The organism is Kitasatospora sp. NPDC022856, assembly GCF_055561235.1.
Genome location: NZ_JBVHHE010000060.1, coordinates 1 through 19,100, shown reverse-complemented (window position 1 = coordinate 19,100; position 19,100 = coordinate 1). Strand labels below are relative to the sequence as shown.

At 76.8% G+C, this 19,100-nt stretch carries 4 protein-coding genes; all 4 read left to right on the top strand.

The genetic code is table 11. From position 1 onward, the window contains the following. Complete coding sequence (locus tag ACZ34W_RS35635; protein ID WP_465610206.1) at positions 1–261, top strand: phosphopantetheine-binding protein; 261 nt, start codon at positions 1–3, stop codon at positions 259–261. 92 nt (positions 262–353) lie between these two features. Further along, complete coding sequence (locus ACZ34W_RS35630) at positions 354–1,343, top strand: ABC transporter substrate-binding protein (protein WP_465610204.1); 990 nt, start codon at positions 354–356, stop codon at positions 1,341–1,343. Between the two features lie 167 nt (positions 1,344–1,510). Continuing rightward, positions 1,511–13,969, top strand: coding sequence for an amino acid adenylation domain-containing protein (locus ACZ34W_RS35625; RefSeq protein ID WP_465610202.1), 12,459 nt, complete (start codon positions 1,511–1,513; stop codon positions 13,967–13,969). After that, the coding region (locus ACZ34W_RS35620; RefSeq protein WP_465610200.1) for an amino acid adenylation domain-containing protein at positions 13,966–19,100 on the top strand (5,135 nt) is incomplete at its 3' end. The genes ACZ34W_RS35625 and ACZ34W_RS35620, both read left to right, overlap by 4 nt.

The window sequence follows — 19,100 nt, the reverse complement described above, 5'->3', positions numbered from 1 at the left end:
ATGACCGACACCAGCCCGTCCGGGTCCGCCCCCGTCCTGGACATCGAGAGCGTCCGCGCCGACATCGCCGAACTCCTCGGCGAGGAGCCGGCGGCGGTCGGTGACGACGACGACCTCCGGGACCTCGGGCTCGACTCGATGCGCCTGATGCACCTGGTCGAGAAGTGGCGCGCCCGGGGCGCCCGGGTGGACTTCGCCGACCTGGCCGACCTCGGCGCCCCGACCGTCCGGGTGTGGTCCGCCCACCTCTCGGCAACCTGACCCCGCGGGCGGCCGCGCAGCTCACCCTCCCCGCCCGCCCGCCGCACGCCCAGCGCCCCCGCGCACGCCACGCAGTACCCCCAAGGAGAACGATGAACACCCGTGCCCTGCCGTCCCGTGGTCTGAGAATCGCCGCCGCCGCCGGTGCCGCCGCCCTCGGCCTCACCGCCTGCGGCTCGAACGGCGACAGCAGGAGCGAGGCCGCCTCCGGTGCGTCCGGCGGCGCCAAGGCCGCCCAGGTGATCGAGGCGACCAACGGCAAGGTCACCGTCCCGGCCGGGGTCAAGCGGATCGTCTCCGTCTCCTACGCCACCGGCGCGCTGCTCGACCTCGGCGTCCAGCCGGTCGGCACCAGCACCATCGACGACAACAACCCGATGGAGCTGCTGCCCTCGCAGACCGAGGCCGCCAAGAAGATCGAGGCCATCGGCTCGGGCATCGAGATCAACGTCGAGAAGGTCGCCTCCCTCAAGCCCGACCTGATCGTGGTCGAGGGCGCCACCGCCTTCGACTGGGGCGTCAGCAAGCTCGAAGGCATCGCGCCGACCCTCTACTTCGGCATCGACAAGCCGGTCGACCTGTTCACCGCCCAGGAGAAGATCGCCACGGCCGTGGGCAAGGAGGCCGAGTTCAAGAAGCTGAAGTCGGACTACGACACCAAGGCCGCCAAGATCAAGGCCGACTACGCCGGCAAGCTCAACACCGTCAAGTGGACCATCGCGTCCTCCTACGGCGGCGGCGAGTTCCTCGTCGACACCAGCAGCTCCTGGGTCGGCCGGGTGCTGAGCGACGTGGGCGCCACCTTCTCCCAGGCGTCCGGCGACACCAAGGAGCACGAGGTCACCTACTCGACCGAGAAGCTCGACGTGCTCGCCGACGCCGACATCATCCTGGTCCCTCGGACGGCCGCCACCGGCGAGGTCCCGCAGGACACCAAGGACCTCGACAAGCAGCCGTCCTGGAAGAACCTCAAGGCCGTCCAGGCGAACAAGGTCATCCCGGTCACCTACGCGACCAGCGACCGGTACGGCACCTCGATCGACGTGCTCGGCCAGATCGAGACCGTCCTCAAGGGCCTCTAGGCCCCGGCCGGCCGGCCCGCCGGGCACCTCCCCGGCGGGCCGCCCCGCGCCCCAGCACCGCGCACACCAGAGCGCACCAGCACGCACCACCACGCACCACAGCTCACCAGCGAGCGCCCCGGGCTTGCATCGTCGGCGGGGCCGCACCGAACCGGGAAGGGCCGACCATGCCTCAGGCGGGCACCAACACCACGCAGGTCGAGCCGGCCGCAGTCCTCCAGGAGCTGACGGCGGCACAGGCAGGGGTACTCGCCGCACAGCGGATCGACCCGGACAACCCGGCCTACAACGTCGGCCAGTACGTCGAGATCACCGGACCGTTCGACCCCGCGCTGCTGGAGCGGGCGCTGCGCCTGACCCTCACCGAGGCCGACGGCCTGCACGTCCGGCTCGCCGAGCACGAGGGCCGCACCGTCCAGCTGCCCACCGCCTTCGACGCCGAGGCCTGGCAGCTGCCCCGGCTCGACACCAGCGCCGCCGCCGACCCGGTGGCCGCCGCCACCGCGCTCGTCCGGGCCCAACTCGCCGTCCCGACCCCGCTGGAGGGCCCCGAGGCCGGCCCGCTGCACGGCGCCCTGCTGGTCCGGGTCGGCGAGCAGCGCCACCTCTGGTTCCAGTGGTTCCACCACCTGGTCGTCGACGGCTACAGCGTCGCGCTCCTCACCCGCCGGGTCGCCGAGGTGTACACCGCCCTCGCCGCCGGCACCGACGTGCCCGACAGCCCGCTGCGCCCGCTCGCCGTCCTGCTGGAGGCCGAGCGCGAGTACTTCGCCGGCCCCGCCGCCGCCGAGGGCCGGGAGTACTGGAACACCCGCTTCGCGGACCGCCCCGCCGTCGTCGGCCTCACCGAGGCGACCGCCCAGGCCGCGCCCGCCGCCCGGTACCACCGCGCCGAACTGACCGCCGAGGACTCGGCCGCCGTGCTCGCCTCGGCCCGGGCGGCCCGCGCGACCTGGGCCGAGGCGGCCGCCGCCGCCCTCGCCGGCTACCTGCACCTGATGACCGGGACGCCGGACGTCGTGCTCGGCATGCACTTCATGGCCCGCACCGCCCCCGGCACCCTGCGGGTGCCCGGCATGGCCGTCAACATCCTGCCCGTACGGATCGCCGTCGCCGGGACGGACAGCCACACCGGGCTGATGCGCCGCGCCGCCGCCGAGCTCACCGCGACCCGCCGCCACCAGCGCCACCGGGGCGAGGAGATCCGCCGCGACCTCGGCCTGGTCGGCACCGACCACCGGCTCCACGGGCCGCTGCTCAACATCAAGCCCTTCGACCTCGCGCTGGACTTCGCGGGCAGCCCCGGACAGACCGTCACCCTGGCCTCCGGCCCGGTCGACGACCTCTCGCTGTCCGTCACCAAGACCCCGGACGACCGGCTGGTGCTGGAGTTCGGGGCCAACCCGGAGCTCTACACCCAGGCCGCGCTGGAACTGCACGCCGACCGCTGCGCCGGCCTGCTCGCCCGGCTCGCCGCCGACCCGGAGCGGCCGATCGGCGACCAGCCGCTGCTCGCCGACGCCGAGCGGGCCGCCGTGCTGCACGACTGGAACGCCACCGCCCGGGAGGTCCGCGAGGGCACCCTGGTCAGCCGGATCGCCGAGCGCGCCGCCGCCACGCCGCAGGCCCCCGCCGTCGTCTTCGAGGGCGAGACGCTCAGCTACGCCACGCTCGCCGAGCGCTCCGACGCGCTGGCCCGCTCGCTGGCCGCCGCCGGCGCCGGCCCGGAGACCGTCGTCGCCGTGGCCGTGCCGCGCTCCGCCGACCTGATGGTCGCCCTGCTCGCCGTCCTCAGGTCCGGCGCCGCCTACCTGCCGCTGGACGCCGACTACCCGGCCGACCGGCTCGCCCACATGATCGAGGACGCCCGCCCGGTCCGCGTCGTCACCGTCCCCGAGGTGCTCGACCGGCTGCCGGAGAGCGCCCGCGCCGCCGCCGTCCTGATCGGCCCCGGCCACACCCCCGCCGGCGCCACCACGACCGCCCTGCCCGCCGTCGACCCCGACTCCGCGGCCTACGTCATCTACACCTCCGGCTCCACCGGCCGCCCCAAGGGCGTCGTGGTCCCGCACCGCGCCATCGTCAACCGGCTGGCCTGGATGCAGCACGCCTACCGCCTCACCCCCGAGGACCGCGTCCTGCAGAAGACCCCCGCCAGCTTCGACGTCTCGGTCTGGGAGTTCTTCTGGGCGCTCTGCGAGGGCGCCGCCGTCGTCCTGGCCCGCCCCGAGGGCCACAAGGACCCGGCCTACCTCGCCGCCCTGATCGCCGACACGGGCGTCACCACCCTGCACTTCGTGCCGTCCATGCTCCGCGCCTTCCTGGAGGAGCCGACCGCCGCCGCCGGCTGCGGCGGATTGCGGCGCGCCTTCTGCTCCGGTGAGGCCCTGCCCGGCGACGTCGTCGAGCGCTGGTACGCCGCGCTTCCCGACGTCCCGCTGCACAACCTCTACGGGCCCACCGAAGCGGCCGTCGACGTCACCCACCACCCCACCGAGCCCGGCGCCGGCGTCGTCCCGATCGGACGCCCCGTCTGGAACACCCGCCTGTACGTGCTGGACGCCCGGCTGCGCCCCGCCCCGGTCGGCGCGCCCGGAGAGCTGTACCTGGCCGGCGTCCAGCTGGCCCGCGGCTACCTGGGCCGCCCCGGCCTGACGGCCGAGCGGTTCGTCGCCTCCCCGTTCGCCGACGGCGAGCGGCTCTACCGCACCGGCGACCTCGTCCGCTGGGCCCCCGACGGCACCGTCGAGTACCTCGGCCGCACCGACGACCAGGTCAAGGTCCGCGGCTTCCGGATCGAACTCGGCGAGATCGAGGCCGCCCTGGAGGCGCTGCCCGGGGTCGCCCAGGCCGCCGTCACCGCCCGCGAGCTCACCCCCGGCGGCGCCCGCCAACTGGTCGGCTACGTCGCCCCGGCCCCCGCCGACCCGGACGACCTGCTGGCCGCCCTGGCCGCCACCCTGCCCGAGCACATGGTCCCGGCCGTCCTGCTCGGCCTCGACGCCCTCCCGCTGAGCCTCAACGGCAAGCTCGACCGCAAGGCGCTGCCGGCCCCCCGGCAGGCCGGCGACGGCGCCGCCCGCGCCCCGCGCACCGAGACCGAGCGGATCCTCACCGACCTCGTCGCCGAGGTCCTCGGCCTGGACACGGTCGGCGTCGACGACAACTTCTTCTCCCTCGGCGGCGACAGCATCTCCGCCATCCAGCTCGGCAGCCGGGCCCGCCGGGCCGGCCTCGCCCTCACCCCCCGGGTGGTCTTCGAACGGCGCACCGTCGCCCGGATCGCCGCCGTCGCCGAGCAGACCGCCCCGGCGGTCCGCCGGGCCGGCGTCGAGGGCACCGGCCCGCTGCCCGCCACCGCGATCAGCTCCTGGCTGCGCGAGCGCGGCGGCCCGGTCACCCGGTTCAGCCAGCACACCGTGGTCACCGTCCCGGCCGGCCTCGACCGCGCCCGGCTCACCGCCGCCCTGGACACCCTGACCGACCACCACGACGCCCTGCGGCTGCGCCTGGACATCGCCGCCGACGGCACCTGGACCCAGCAGATCCGGCCCGCCGGCAGCGCCCCCGCCGCCGAGCGGCTGCGCCACCTCACCGTCGCCCCGGCCGAGCTGTCCGCCGCCGCCGCGATCGAGCGCGAGGCGGCCGTCGACCGGCTCGACCCCGAACAGGGCGTCGTGCTGCAGGCCGTCCACCTGGACGCCGGCCCGGACACCGACGGCCTGCTCGTCCTCGCCGCCCACCACCTGGCCGTGGACGGCGTCTCCTGGCGCATCCTGCTCCCCGACCTGCGCGCCGCCTACGAGGGCCGCCCGCTCGACCCGGTCGCCACCTCGCCGCGCGGCTGGGCCCTCGGCCTCGCCGAGGCGGCCACCGGTGACCGGATCCGCGCCGAACTGCCCGGCTGGCAGGCCGTGCTGGCCGACGGCGCCGGCCCGCTCCTCGGCGACCGCCCGCTCGACCCGGCCCGCGACACCGCCGCCACCACCCGCCGGCTGCGCCTCACGCTGCCCGCCGCCCGCACCGCCCCGCTGCTCACCGCGGTGCCCGCCACCCACCGGGCCGGCGTGGACCACACCCTGCTCGCCGGTCTCGCGCTCGCCCTGCTCGGCCGCCGCCGCGACCGGCACGGCGCCGGCGCCCGCGCCGACCTGCTGCTGCGGCTGGAGGGCCACGGCCGCGAGGACCAGCTCGTCCCCGGCGCCGACACCACCCGCACCGTGGGCTGGCTGACCAGCGAGTTCCCGGCCCGCCTCGACCTGGCCGGCCTGGACCTCGACGAGGCGCTGACCGGTGGCGCCGCCGCCGGCCGCGCCCTGGCCCTGGTCAAGGAGCAGCTGCGGGCCCTGCCCAACGCCGGCGCCGGCTACGGCCTGCTCCGCCACCTGGACCCGGTCTCCGGCCCCGCCCTGGCCGACGCCGACCAGCCGCAGCTGCTCTTCAACTACCTCGGCCGCTTCACCGCGGACGGCGCGCACTGGACCGTCGCCCGCGAGGCCGGCGACGCCGTCGCGGCCGGCGCCGACCCCGCGCTGCCCACCGCCCACGCCCTGGAGGTCGGCGCCTTCGTCCACGACGGCCCCGACGGCGCCGAACTCGCCGTCACCCTCTCCTGGCCGCACGGCGTCCTGACCGAGGAGGCCGTCCGCGACATCGCCGAGCGCTGGTTCGCCGCGCTGGACGCCCTCGCCGCGTACGCCGCCCGGCCGGACGCCGGCGGGCTCACCCCCAGCGACGTCCCGCTGGCCGCCGTCAGCCAGCCGCTGCTGGACCGGATCGCGGCCGAACACCCCGGCACCGTCGACGTCCTGCCGCTCTCCCCGCTCCAGGAGGGCCTGCTCTTCCACGCCCTCTACCAGCGCGAGGAGGGCACCGACGACCTCTACACCTCGCTCACCTCGCTGGACCTGCGCGGCCCGCTGGAGCGGCCGGCCCTGCGCCGCGCCGTGGACGCCGTGGTCAACCGGCACTCCGCGCTGCGCTCCGGCTTCACCGCGATCGGCGAGCACCCGCTCCAGCTGGTGGCGGACACCGTCACGGTGCCCTGGACCGAGCACGACCTCACCGCCCTGCCCGCCGACCGGCGCGACGCCGCGGTCGCCGGGATCGAGGACGAGGAGGCCTCCCGCCGGTTCGACCTCGCCCGGCCGCCGCTGGTGCGCTGCGCGCTCGTCACCCTCGGCGCGGACCACCACCGCCTGGTGCTGACCCGCCACCACATCGTGATGGACGGCTGGTCCACCCCGGTCCTGCTGCGCGAGCTGGTCACCGCCTACGGCGACGGCGGCGCGAGCGCCGCGCTGCCCGCCACCACCCCGTACGCCGACCACCTCGGCTGGCTGGCCGCCCGGGACGCCGGCGCCGACACGCTCGCCTGGCGCGAGGCGCTGGCCGGCCTGGAGGCGCCGACCCTGCTCGCCGACACCCTGGGCCGCCCGGCCGACGGCCCGGCCGCCGCCGGCGCCGAGATCCACCTGCCGCTGTCCGCCGAGCTCGCGGCGGCGCTCACCGGCACCGCCCGGGCGCACGGACTCACCCTCAACACCCTGGTCCAGGGCGCCTGGGCGATCCTGCTCGGCCGTCTCACCGGCCGCGCGGACGTGGTCTTCGGCGCCACCGTCTCCGGCCGTCCCGGCGACCTGCCCGGCGTGGAGTCCATGGTCGGCCTGTTCAGCAACACCGTGCCGGTCCGCTTCCGTCCCGAGGAGGACGAGCCCGCCGTCGAGGCGCTCACCCGGCTGCAGGCCCAGCAGTCCGCGCTGCTCGACCACCAGTACCTCGGCCTGGCCGACATCCAGGCGCTCGCCGGGCACGGCACCCTCTTCGACACCCTGCTGGTCTTCGAGAACTACCCGGTCGACCCCGACCGGCTGACCGCCCGCGGCCTGCGGGTCGCCGGCATCGGCAACCGGGGCGCCACCCACTACCCGCTGACCGTGCTCACCCTCCCCGGCGAGGCGCCGCGGCTCACCGTCGAGTACCGCGCCGACGTGTTCACCGCCGAGCAGGCCGCCGCCGTGGGCGCCCGCCTGCTGCGGGTGCTGGAGACCGTCGCCACCCGGCCCGGGACGCCCGTCGGCGAGCTGGAGGTCCTGGACGGGCGGGAGCGCGACACGCTGCTGCGCGGCTGGAACGCCACCGGCCGCGAGGTCCCCGCCGGGACGGTCGTCGACGCCTTCGAGGCCCGCGCCGCCGCCACCCCCGACGACACCGCCGTGGTCTTCGGCGACCGGCGCCTCAGCTACGCCGAGCTGGCCGGGCGGGTCGAGCTGACCGCCCGCCACCTCGCCGCGCTCGGCGCCCGCCCCGGCCGGGTGGTCGCGCTGGCGCTGCCCCGCTCGGCCGAGCTGGTGGCCGCCCTGCTCGGGGTGCTGAAGTCGGGCGCCGCGTACCTGCCGGTCGACCTCGACCACCCGGACGAGCGGATCGCGCTGATGCTCGCCGACGCCGAACCGCTGGTCACCCTGACCACCGACGAGGTCGCCCGCACCCGCCCGGTCCTCGCCGGGCACGGCCTGGGCACCCTGACCACCGGCCGGCTCGGCGCGCTGGACGCCGACCCCGTCCGCCCCGACCCCGACGACCTCGCCTACGTCATCCACACCTCCGGCTCCACCGGCCGCCCCAAGGGCGTCCAGGTGCCGCACCGCGGCCTGGCCAACATGCTGGAGCACCACGGCGGGACGGTCTTCGCCCGGGCCGAGCGGGCCGCCGGCGGCCGCCGGCTGCGGGCCGCGCACACCGCGTCGTTCTCCTTCGACTCCTCCTGGGAGCAGCTGCTCTGGCTGATCCGCGGCCACGAGCTGCACGTCTACGGCGAGGACCTGCGCCGCGACCCGCAGGCCCTGGTCGCCCGGCTGCTCGCCGACCGGATCGACACCCTGGACGTCACCCCGTCGTTCGGCCGGCAGCTGGTCGAATGGGGCCTGCTCGACTCGGCGGAGCACCGCCCGCTGCTCTTCCTGGTCGGCGGCGAGGCCGTCGGCGACGCCCTGTGGAGCCGGATCCGCGACACCGAGGGCGTGCTCGGCCACAACTTCTACGGCCCGACCGAGTACACCGTCGACACCCTGGGCGCGGCCCTGGACGAGAGCCCCACCCCGTGCGTCGGCCGGCCGATCGGCAACACCCGGGTCTACGTGCTGGACGCCCGGCTGCGGCCCGTCCCGGCCGGGGTCCCCGGCGAGCTGTACATCGCCGGCGAGGGCCTGGCCCGCGGCTACGGCAACCGCCCCGGCCTGACCGCCGGCCGCTTCGTCGCCTGCCCGTTCGGCGACGGCGAGCGGATGTACCGCACCGGCGACGTGGTCCGCTGGCGCGGCGACGGCACGCTGGACTACCTGGGCCGCGACGACGACCAGGTGAAGATCCGCGGGTTCCGGATCGAGCCCGGCGAGGTCGAGGCCGCGCTGGCCGCCCTGCCCGGCGTGGCCCAGGCCGCCGTGCTCGCCCGCGCCACCGCCACCGGCGTCAAGCGGCTGATCGGCTACGTCGTGCCCGCCCCCGGCGGCGAGGCCGACCCGGCCGCCCTGCGCCGGACGCTGGCCGGGTCGCTGCCCGAGTACATGGTCCCGGCCGCGATCGTGCCGCTGCCGGCGCTGCCGCTGAACGTCAACGGCAAGCTGGACCGGCACGCCCTGCCCGAGCCGGAGGCGAGCGCCTTCGCGGCGCCCGCCGGCCGCGCCCCGCGCGACGAGCGCGAGGCCGTGGTCTGCGGCGTCTTCGCCGAGGTGCTCGGCCTGCCGCAGGCCGGGGTCGAGGACGACTTCTTCGACCTCGGCGGCCACTCCCTGCTCGCCACCCGCGTGGTCGGCCGGCTCCGCGCCGCGCTGCGGGTCGAGGTCGCCGTGCGGGACCTCTTCGAGAGCCGCACCGCCGCGGCCCTGGCCGCCCGGCTGGCCACCGCCGCCACCGGCCGCCCCGCCCCGGCCGCGCGGCCCCGTCCCGAGCCGCTGCCGCTCTCCGCCGCGCAGGCCCGGCTCTGGTTCCTGTACCGGCTGGAGGGCCCCAGCACCGCGTACACCATCCCGTGCGCGCTGCGGATCGACGGCGCCGTCGACACCGACGCGCTGCGCGCCGCCTTCGCGGACGTCCTGGCCCGGCACGAGGCGCTGCGGACGGTCTTCCCCGACCGGGACGGCCGGCCCCACCAGCGGATCCTGACCCCCGAGCAGGCCGGCGTGCCCTTCACCGTGGAGGAGGTCGCGGCGGGCCGGCTCGACCGGGCGGTCGCCGCCGCCGGCGCCTACGCCTTCGAGCTCGCCGAGGAGATCCCGGTCCGCGCCACCCTGCTCCGCGCCGGGCCGCAGCGGTCGGTGCTGAGCGTCGCGCTGCACCACATCGCGGGCGACGAGTGGTCCGAGGGGGTGCTGCTGCGCGACCTCGACCACGCCTACGCCGCCCGCCTGGCCGGCACGGCGCCGGCCTTCGAGCCGCTGCCGCTCCAGTACGCGGACCACGCGCTCTGGCAGGCCGACCTGCTCGCCGACCAGGACGGCAGCGCCGCCACCCAGGCCCGCTACTGGACGCGGCGGCTGGCCGACCTGCCGGCCGAACTCGCCCTGCCGACCGACCGGCCGAGGCCCACGGAGGCCACCGGCCGGGGCGGCGCGGTACGGCTGCGGCTGCCCGACGCCCTCCACCGGGCGTTGCGCGGCTACGCCCAGCGCAGCGGCGCGACCCCGTTCATGGTCACCCAGGCGGCCGCCGCGCTGCTGCTCGGCGGGCTCGCCGGCACCACCGACGTGGCGCTCGGCACCCCGGTCGCCGGGCGCGCCGACGAGGTGCTGGAGCCGGTCGTCGGCTTCTTCGTCAACACCCTGGTGCTGCGTCACGACCTCTCCGGCGAGCCGACCTTCGACGACCTGGTGGCCCGCGCCCGGGAGACCGTGCTGGGCGCGCTCGCCCACCAGGACCTGCCGTTCGACCGGCTGGTCGAGATCGTCAACCCGGAGCGCTCGCTCGGCCGCCACCCGCTGTTCCAGGTGATGGTCCAGCACCGCAAGGAGGCCGGCGGCCTGGACCGCCTGCTGGGCGCCCGCACCACGCTGCTGCCCGACCCGGTGCACGCGGCCCGCTTCGACCTGGCCTTCACCTTCGTGGAGTCCGCCGACGGCGACCACACCGACCTGACCGTCATCTACGCCGACGACCTCTTCCACCGCTCCACCGGCCGGCTCTTCGGCGCCCGCCTGCTGCGGGTGCTGGAGCAGGCGCTGGCCGCGCCGGACCGCCCGGCCGCCCGGGTCGAGCTGACCGGCGCCCAGGAGCGGCGAGGCCTCGCGGGGGAGTGGAACGCCACCGACCGCGAGGTGGCGCCGGGCACCCTGGTGACCCGGATCGCCGAGCGGGTCGCCGCCACGCCCGACGCGGTCGCGGTGTCCTTCGAGGGCGCGGAGGTGACCTACCGCGGCCTGGACGAGCGGGCCGGCCGGCTGGCCCGCGTCCTCGCCGCGCACGGCGCCGGACCGGACCGGATCGTCGCGGTCGCCGTGCCGCGCTCGGTCGAGCTGATGGTCGCCCTGCTCGCGGTGCTCAAGTCCGGCGCCGCCTACCTGCCGCTGGACACCGAGTACCCGGTGGACCGGCTGGCCGCGATGGTCGAGGACGCCGCCCCGGTCTGCGTGCTCACCCTGCCCGGCACGGCCGGCGCGCTGCCGGTCGTCCCCGGCGTGCCGGTGCTCGGCGTCGACGCCGACGGGCCGCAGGCCGAGCCGGTCGCCCCGGAGCCGGAACACCCCGCCTACGTGATCTTCACCTCCGGCTCGACCGGCCGCCCCAAGGGCGTCGTCGTCCCGCACCGGGCGATCGTCAACCGGCTCGACTGGATGCGCGAGGTCTACAGCGTCACCCCGCAGGACCGGATCCTGCAGAAGACCCCGGCCGGCTTCGACGTCTCGGTCTGGGAGTTCTTCCTGCCGCTGGTCAGCGGCGCCCGGGTGGTCCTGGCCAGGCCCGGCGGCCACCGGGAGCCGGAGTACCTGGCCGCGCTCGCCGCCGGCGCGGGCATCTCCACCGCGCACTTCGTGCCCTCGATGCTCACCGCCTTCACCGCGGTGGCCGAGGCCGACCGCACCGTCCGGGACCGCTTCGCCGGGGTGCGCCGGGTGTTCTGCTCCGGCGAGGCGCTGCCGCCCGCGGCGGTCGAGCGCTTCGCGGCCCTCTGGCCGCAGATCGAGCTGCACAACCTCTACGGGCCCACCGAGGCCGCCGTGGACGTCACCTACCACCGCGCCTGGGCCGGCGCCGGCGTCGTCCCGATCGGACGCCCCGTCTGGAACACCCGCCTGTACGTGCTGGACGCCCGGCTGCGGCCGGTCCCGGTCGGCGTGCCCGGAGAGCTGTACCTGGGCGGTGTCCAGCTGGCCCGCGGCTACCTGGGCCGCCCCGGCCTGAGCGCCGGCCGGTTCGTCGCCGACCCGTTCGCCCGGGGCGAGCGCATGTACCGCACCGGCGACCTGGTCCGGCGGCTGGTCGACGGCGAGGTCGAGTACCTCGGCCGCACCGACGACCAGGTGAAGATCCGCGGCTTCCGGATCGAACTCGGCGAGGTGGAGGCCGCGCTGGCCGCCGCACCGGGCGTGGCCCAGGCGGCCGTCGCCGCCCGCGCCGTCACCGAGGGCGGCGCCCGCCAGCTGTTCGGCTACGTCGTCCCGCAGCCGGGCGCCTCGGTCGGCGGCGACGCCGTCCGCGCCGCGGTGGCCGCGGTGCTGCCCGAGCACATGGTCCCGGCCGCCGTCACCGTGCTGGACACGCTGCCGCTGAGCGTCAACGGCAAGCTCGACCGCAAGGCGCTGCCCGACCCGGCCCGCCGCCCGGCCGCCGCCCCCGCGGCGGCCGGGCAGACCCCGGGCCGGTCGCTGGCCAGGGTCTTCGCGGAGGTGCTGGGCCTGCCCGAGGTCGGCGAGGAGGAGAACTTCTTCGCCCTCGGCGGCGACAGCATCGTCTCCATCCAACTGGTCAGCCGGGCCCGCGCGGCCGGCTTCCCGATCGCCGCCAAGGACGTCTTCCAGTACCCGACCCCGGCCGCGCTCGCCGCCGCCAAGGGCCTGGGCACGCCCGCCGCACCCGCCCCCGCCGGCCCGTCGGCCGTCGCGCCGCCCGCCGACGGCGAGCTGCCCGCCCTGCCGGTGGTGCACTGGCTGCGCGAACGCGGCGGCCCGATCGACCGGTTCAACCAGTCCGTCCTGCTGACCGTCCCGGCCGGGCTGCGGGAGCAGCCCCTGCGGGACGCGCTGGCGGCCCTCGCGACCCGCCACCCGGCGCTGCGGCTGCGATTGGACCGCACCGACGGCCTCTGGACCCAGGAGGTCCTGGCCGCCGACGCGGCCCCCGCCCTGACCGACCCGCGCACCCTGCGCCGGGTCGACGCCCGGGGCGCGCGGGAGGCGGGACCCGCCGGGTGGACCGCCCTGCTGACCCGCGAGGCGGACGCGGCCGCGGCGGCGCTCGACCCCGGCACCGGCCGGGTCCTTGGCGCCGTCTGGTTCGACGCCGGCCCGGACACCGACGGCCGGCTGCTGCTGACCGTCCACCACCTCGCCGTGGACGGGGTCTCCTGGCGCACCCTGCTGCCCGGCCTGCGCACCGCCTACGAGGCGCTGGCGGCCGGCGGCCGCCCGGCCCTCGAACCGGAGGCCCACAGCCTGCGGGCCTGGTCCGAGCAGCTGCTCGCGCACGCCCACGAGCGCGGCCGGATCGCCGAGGCCCGGCAGTGGCGGGAGGTCCTCGACGGTCCGGCCGGGCCGCTCGGCGGCCTCACCGCCGACCCGGCCCGGGACACCGTCGCCACCCTGCGCACGCTGCGCCGCACCCTGCCCGCCGACCGCACCGAGCCGCTGCTGACCGCCCTGCCGCAGTCCTTCGGCGCCGGCGTGGACGACGTGCTGCTGGCCGGCCTCGCCCTCGGCGTGGCCGCCGCCCGCCCCGGCGCCGCACCGGCCGTCCGGGTCGACCTGGAGGGCCACGGCCGGGGCGGCAGCGAGTCGGCCGGACTCACCCCGGACCTCGCCCGCACCGTCGGCTGGTTCACCACCGTGCACCCCGTCCGGCTCGACCTGACCGGCCTGGACCCGGCCGAGGCGATGACCGGCGGCGCGCTCACCGGCCAGGCGCTCAAGCAGGTCAAGGAGCAGCTGCGGGCCGCCCCCGACCGGGGCCTGGGCTTCGGCCTGCTGCGCCACCTCAACGCGCAGACCGCGCCGCTGCTGGCCGCGGTGCCCCGCTCCGAGGTGCTGTTCAACTACCGCGGCCGGACGGACACCGGCGCCGGACCGCAGGGCGGCTGGGCGTTCGCCCCGCAGGACGAGCGCACCGCCGTCGCCGCCGCGGCCGGCCCCGACCGGCTGATGCCGGCCGGCTACCCGCTGGAGATCGACGCGGTCGTCGCCGCCGGCCCCGACGGCCGCCCGGAGCTGACGGTCGAGTGGAGCTGGCCGGGCGCGCTGTTCGGCGAGGACGAGGTGGCGGCGCTGGCCGACTCCTGGTTCGCCGCGCTCGACGCGCTCGCCCGGCACGCCGCCGGCGGCGACGCGGGCGGGGTGACGCCGTCCGACCTCGACCTCGTCCGGCTCAAGCAGACCCAGATCGACCGGCTGGAGTCGCGGCTGCGCAGGCGCCGCCGATGAGCCGCGAACCGGGCGGCGCCGCCGCCCCCGACCCCACCGACCGCCACCCCACCCCCAGGACCGAGAACCCCGTGACGAACGACTCCACCGCACCGATCGACGACTCGCAGGCCCAGGCCCCGGCCGCGTCGGCCCTGGAGGACGTCTACCCGCTCTCCTCCCTGCAGGAGGGGCTGCTCTTCCACGCGCTCTACGACGACGAGGCGCGCGACGTCTACGTCGTGCAGTCGCACCTCGACCTGGCCGGCCCGGTCGACGGCGCCCGGCTGGCCGCCGCCGTCGACGCGCTGCTGGTGCGGCACGCCAACCTGCGCGCCGGGTTCTGGTACGAGGACCCGGAGGCGGTCGTCCAGTTCGTCCAGCGCGAGGTGGAGACCCCGCTGCGGGTGGCCGACCTGACCGCCCCGGCCGGGGCGGAGCAGGACGCCGCGGTACTGGCCGCGATGGACGAGGACTGGCACCACCGGTTCGAGCTGGACGCCCCGCCGCTGCTGCGGCTGGCCCTGCTCCGGCTGGGGCCGGACCGCTCCCGGCTCGTCATCACCTGCCACCACCTGCTGCTCGACGGCTGGTCGATGCCGATCCTGGTGCGCGAGCTGCTGGCGCTCTACGGGTCGGCCGGCGACCTCGCCGCGCTGCCCGCCGTCCGCCCCTACAAGGACCACCTGGCGCTGCTCGCCACCCGCGACACCGCCGCCGCCGAGGCCGCCTGGGGCGCCGCGCTGGCCGGCTTCGCCCAGACCCACCCGGTCGCGCCGGGCGCCGGCGTCGCCACCGCCGTCGAACCGGCCGTGGTCACCCTGCACGCCGAGCGCGAGCTCTCCGCCGCCGTCGCCGAGGCCGCCCGAGGCCGGGGCCTGACCCTCGGCAACCTCGCCCACACCCTCTGGGGCGTCCTGCTCGGCTCGCTCACCGGCACCGCCGACGTGGTCTTCGGCACCACCGTCTCCGGCCGCCCCGACGACCTGCCCGGCGCCGACACCATGGTCGGCCTCTTCATCAACACCGTGCCGGTGCGCGTGCGGCTCGCCCCCGGCGCCACCCTGGCCGGCGCCGCCGCCGCCGTCCAGCGCGAGCAGGCCGAGTTGATCGCCCACCAGCACCTCGGCCTCGGCACCATCCAGCGGCTCGCCGACGTCGAGGGCGCGCTGTTCGACACCCTGCTCGTGGTCGAGAACTACCAGGGCGGCGGCGACGCGCTCCGCACGAGCCTGGGCACCGTCGAGGGCCTGGCCGTCACCGCGCTCGGCGCCCGCGACGCCACCCACTACCCGCTGGGCCTGACCGTGCTGCCCGGCGAGCGGCTGCGCCTGGAGCTGGAGTACCGGCCCGAGCTGTTCACCGAGGCCGAGGCCGGCCGGATCGCCGACCGCTTCCTGCGCCTGCTCGCCGCGTTCGCCGCCGACCCGGACACCCCGCTCGCCCGGCTGGACCTGCTCGACGCCGCCGAGCGCGCCGCGCTGCCCGCCACCGTCTCCGGCGGCGAGCACCGCGTCCCGGACGCCACCGCCGCCGACCTGTTCGCCGACCGGGCCGCCCGCACCCCGGACGTCCGGGCCCTGGTCGGCCCCGGCCTGACCGGCGGCCCGGCCCCCGTCCAGCTCTCCTTCGCCGAACTGGACGCCGCCGCCGACCGGCTGGCCCGACTGCTGCGCGCCCACGGCCTGGGCGCCGACGACATCGCCGCCCTCGCGCTGCCGCGCTCCGCCGAGTCGGTCACCGCGCTGCTCGCCGTCCTGCGGGCCGGCGCCGCCTACCTGCCGATCGACCTCGACCACCCGGACGAGCGGCTCGCCCTGCTCCTGGCGGACGCCCGCCCCGCCGTCGTCCTGACCACCGCCCAGGTCGCCGCCCGGCTGCCCGAGGTGCCCGGCGCCGCCGTCCTGCTGCTGGACGACCCGCGGACCGCCGCCGACCTCGCCGCGCTGCCCGCCGGCCCGCTCACCGACGCCGAGCGCGGCGGTCCCGTCCACCCCGACGCCGCCGCGTACGTCATCCACACCTCCGGCTCCACCGGCCGGCCCAAGGGCGTGGTGATCCCGCACCGCGGCCTCGGCAACCTGATCCACGACCACCTGGCCACCACCTTCGCCGACGCGCTGCGCGCCACCGGCCGGGCCCGGCTGCGCGCCCTGCACACCGCGTCGTTCTCCTTCGACTCCTCGTGGGAGCAGCTGATCTGGCTGATCGGCGGCCACGAGCTGCACGTCCTCGGCGAGGACGACCGCCGGGACGCCGAGGCGGTGGTCGGCTACACCCGCGCCCACCGCGTCGACGCCCTCGACGTCACCCCCTCGTACGCCCAGCAGCTTCTCGACAGCGGCCTGCTGGCCGGCGAGCACCGCCCGGCGGTGCTGCTGCTCGGCGGCGAGGCGCTGCCCGAGCCGCTCTGGACCAGGCTGCGCGGCGAGGCGGGCGTCACCGCCGTCAACTACTACGGCCCGACCGAGTTCACCGTCGACGCCCTGGTCGCCGACCTCGCGGACAGCGCCGCCCCGGTCATCGGCCGCCCGCTGCGCGGGACCCGCGCCCACGTGCTGGACGGCCTGCTGCGGCCGGTCCCGGCCGGAGTGCCCGGTGAGCTGTACCTGGCCGGTCCGCAGCTGGCCCGCGGCTACCTGGACCGGCCCGGCCTGACCGCCGGCCGGTTCGTCGCCGACCCGTTCGCCCCGGGCGAGCGCATGTACCGCACCGGAGACCTGGTCCGCCGCCGGGCCGACGGCGAGGTCGAGTACCTCGGCCGCACCGACGACCAGGTGAAGATCCGCGGCTACCGGATCGAACTCGGCGAGATCGAGGCCGCGCTGGCCGGGCAGCCGGGCGTGGCCCAGGCCGCCGTGCTGGTCCGGCCCGGCGCCGTGCGGCGCATCGTCGCCTACGTCGTCCCCGCCCGGGACGCCCTGCTCGACACCGAGGAACTCCACCGGGCGCTCGCCGCCCGGCTGCCGGAGTACATGGTGCCGTCCGCCTTCGCCGTGCTGGACGCGCTGCCGCTGACCGTCAACGGCAAGCTCGACCGGGCCGCACTGCCCGACGAGGCGCTCGCCTACACCGGCCTGGCGGCCGGCCGGGACGCCGGCTCCGAGACCGAGCAGCTGCTCTGCGACCTGTACGCGGAGGTCCTCGGCCTGCCGCGGGCCGGCGTCGAGGACGACTTCTTCCGCCTCGGCGGCGACAGCATCTCCTCGATCCGGCTGATCGGCGCCGCCCGCGCCGAGGGGCTCTCGCTCAGCCCGCGCGACGTGTTCGAGCGCCGCACCCCGGCCGCCCTCGCCGAGCTGGCCGACCGCCGCGAGGCGGCCGGCGCCGCCCCGGAGCTGCCCGAGCTGCCCCCGGCGACCGAGGCCGAACTGGCCCTCGTCCGCGCCGCCGTGCCCAAGCTGGAGATCGAGGACGTCTGGCCGGTCTCCCCGCTCCAGGAGGGCCTGCTCTTCGAGGCCGGGTACGACGAGCAGGCGCTGGACGTCCACACCTCGCGCGACGTGCTCTCGCTGACCGCCCGGATCCCGCTGGAGGTGCTGCGCGCCGCCGTGGCCGCCGTGCTGGACGGCCATCCCAACCTGCGGGCCGGCTTCCTCCAGGACGGCCTGGAGCGGCCGGTTCAGTTCCTGCCGCGCGCCGTCGACGTCCCGCTCACCGAGGTCGACCTGTCGGCGCTCGGCACGGACGACTTCGAGGCCGAACTGCGCCTCCTCAAGGAGCGCGAGGCGTTCACCCGCTTCGACCTCGCCGCGCCGCCGCTGCTGCGGCTGGTCTCGGTGCTCGCCCCGGACGGCGGCCAGCGCGTCCTGATCACCAACCACGCGCTGCTCTGGGACGGCTGGTCCTCCGGGCTCTTCCTCCAGGAGGTGCTGACCCGCTGCGCCGGCGAGCGCCCGCCGGCCGCCGGTCTGCCCTACCGGGACTTCCTGCGGTGGCTGGCCGGCCAGGACCAGGAGGCCGGCCGGGCCGCCTGGCGCTCCGCGCTGGAGGGCCTGGCCGAGCCGACGCTGCTCGCCCCGCAGGCCCGCGAGCGGGCCGCGCTGCTGCCGGAGGAGGTCGTCGTCGAGGCCCCCGCCGGGCTCGGCGAGCGGCTGGCCGCCTTCGGCCGGGAGCACGGCCTGACCCTCAACACCGTGCTCTCCGGCGCCTGGGGCCTGCTGCTGGCCGGTCTGACGGCCCGCGAGGACGTGGTGTTCGGCGCCACCGTCTCCGGCCGCCCGGCCGAGCTGCCCGGCATCGACGCCACCATCGGCATGTTCCTCAACACGGTGCCGGTCCGGGCCCGGCTGGACGGCGAGGAGGGCGTCGCCGCCTTCCTCACCCGCTTCCAGGACGAGCAGAGTGCCCTGCTGGCGCACCACCAGACCGGGCTGGGCGAGATCCAGCGCGGCACCGGCTTCGGCCGGCTGTTCGACACCCTCCAGGTGCTCCGCAACACCCCGGCCGACGAAGGCCTGCGGGACCGCCTGCGCGAGCGCCTCGGCCTGCGCCAGGTGACGGACGTCGACGCGACGCACTTCCCGCTGATCTTCATCACCAACCCCGGCGAGCACCTCACCTTCGAGTGGAAGTACCGCCCGGACGTCTTCGAGCGGGCCGCCGTCGAGGAGCACGCCGAGCGGCTGCTGGCCCTGCTGGAGCAGATCCTGGAGCGCCCCGACCGCCCGGTCCGCGCCCTGGATGTGTTGACGGTGCGTGAGCGGGGTCTGGTGTTGGGGGAGTGGGTGGCGACGGGTCGTGGGTTGCCGGGGGCGACGGTGGCGGATCTGTTGGCGGAGCGTGCGGTGGCGGTGCCGGGTGAGACGGCGCTGGTGTTCGGTGGGGTGTCGTGGTCGTATGCGGAGTTGGATGCCCGGGTGAACCGGTTGGCGCGGTTGTTCGTGGCGCGGGGGGCGGGGCCGGAGAGGGTGGTGGCGCTGGGGTTGCCGCGTTCGTTGGAGATGGTGGCGGCGTTGTTCGCGGTGCTGCGGACGGGTGCGGCGTATCTGCCGTTGGAGCTGGACTACCCGGTGGACCGGTTGGCGTTCATGGTGGAGGACACCGCTCCGGTCTGTCTGGTGACGGACTCGGCGGCCGCGGATCGGATGCCGGCTTTCGAGGGTGTGCTGCTGCTGGACTCGCCGGAGGTGGTGGCCGAGTTGGCGGCGTT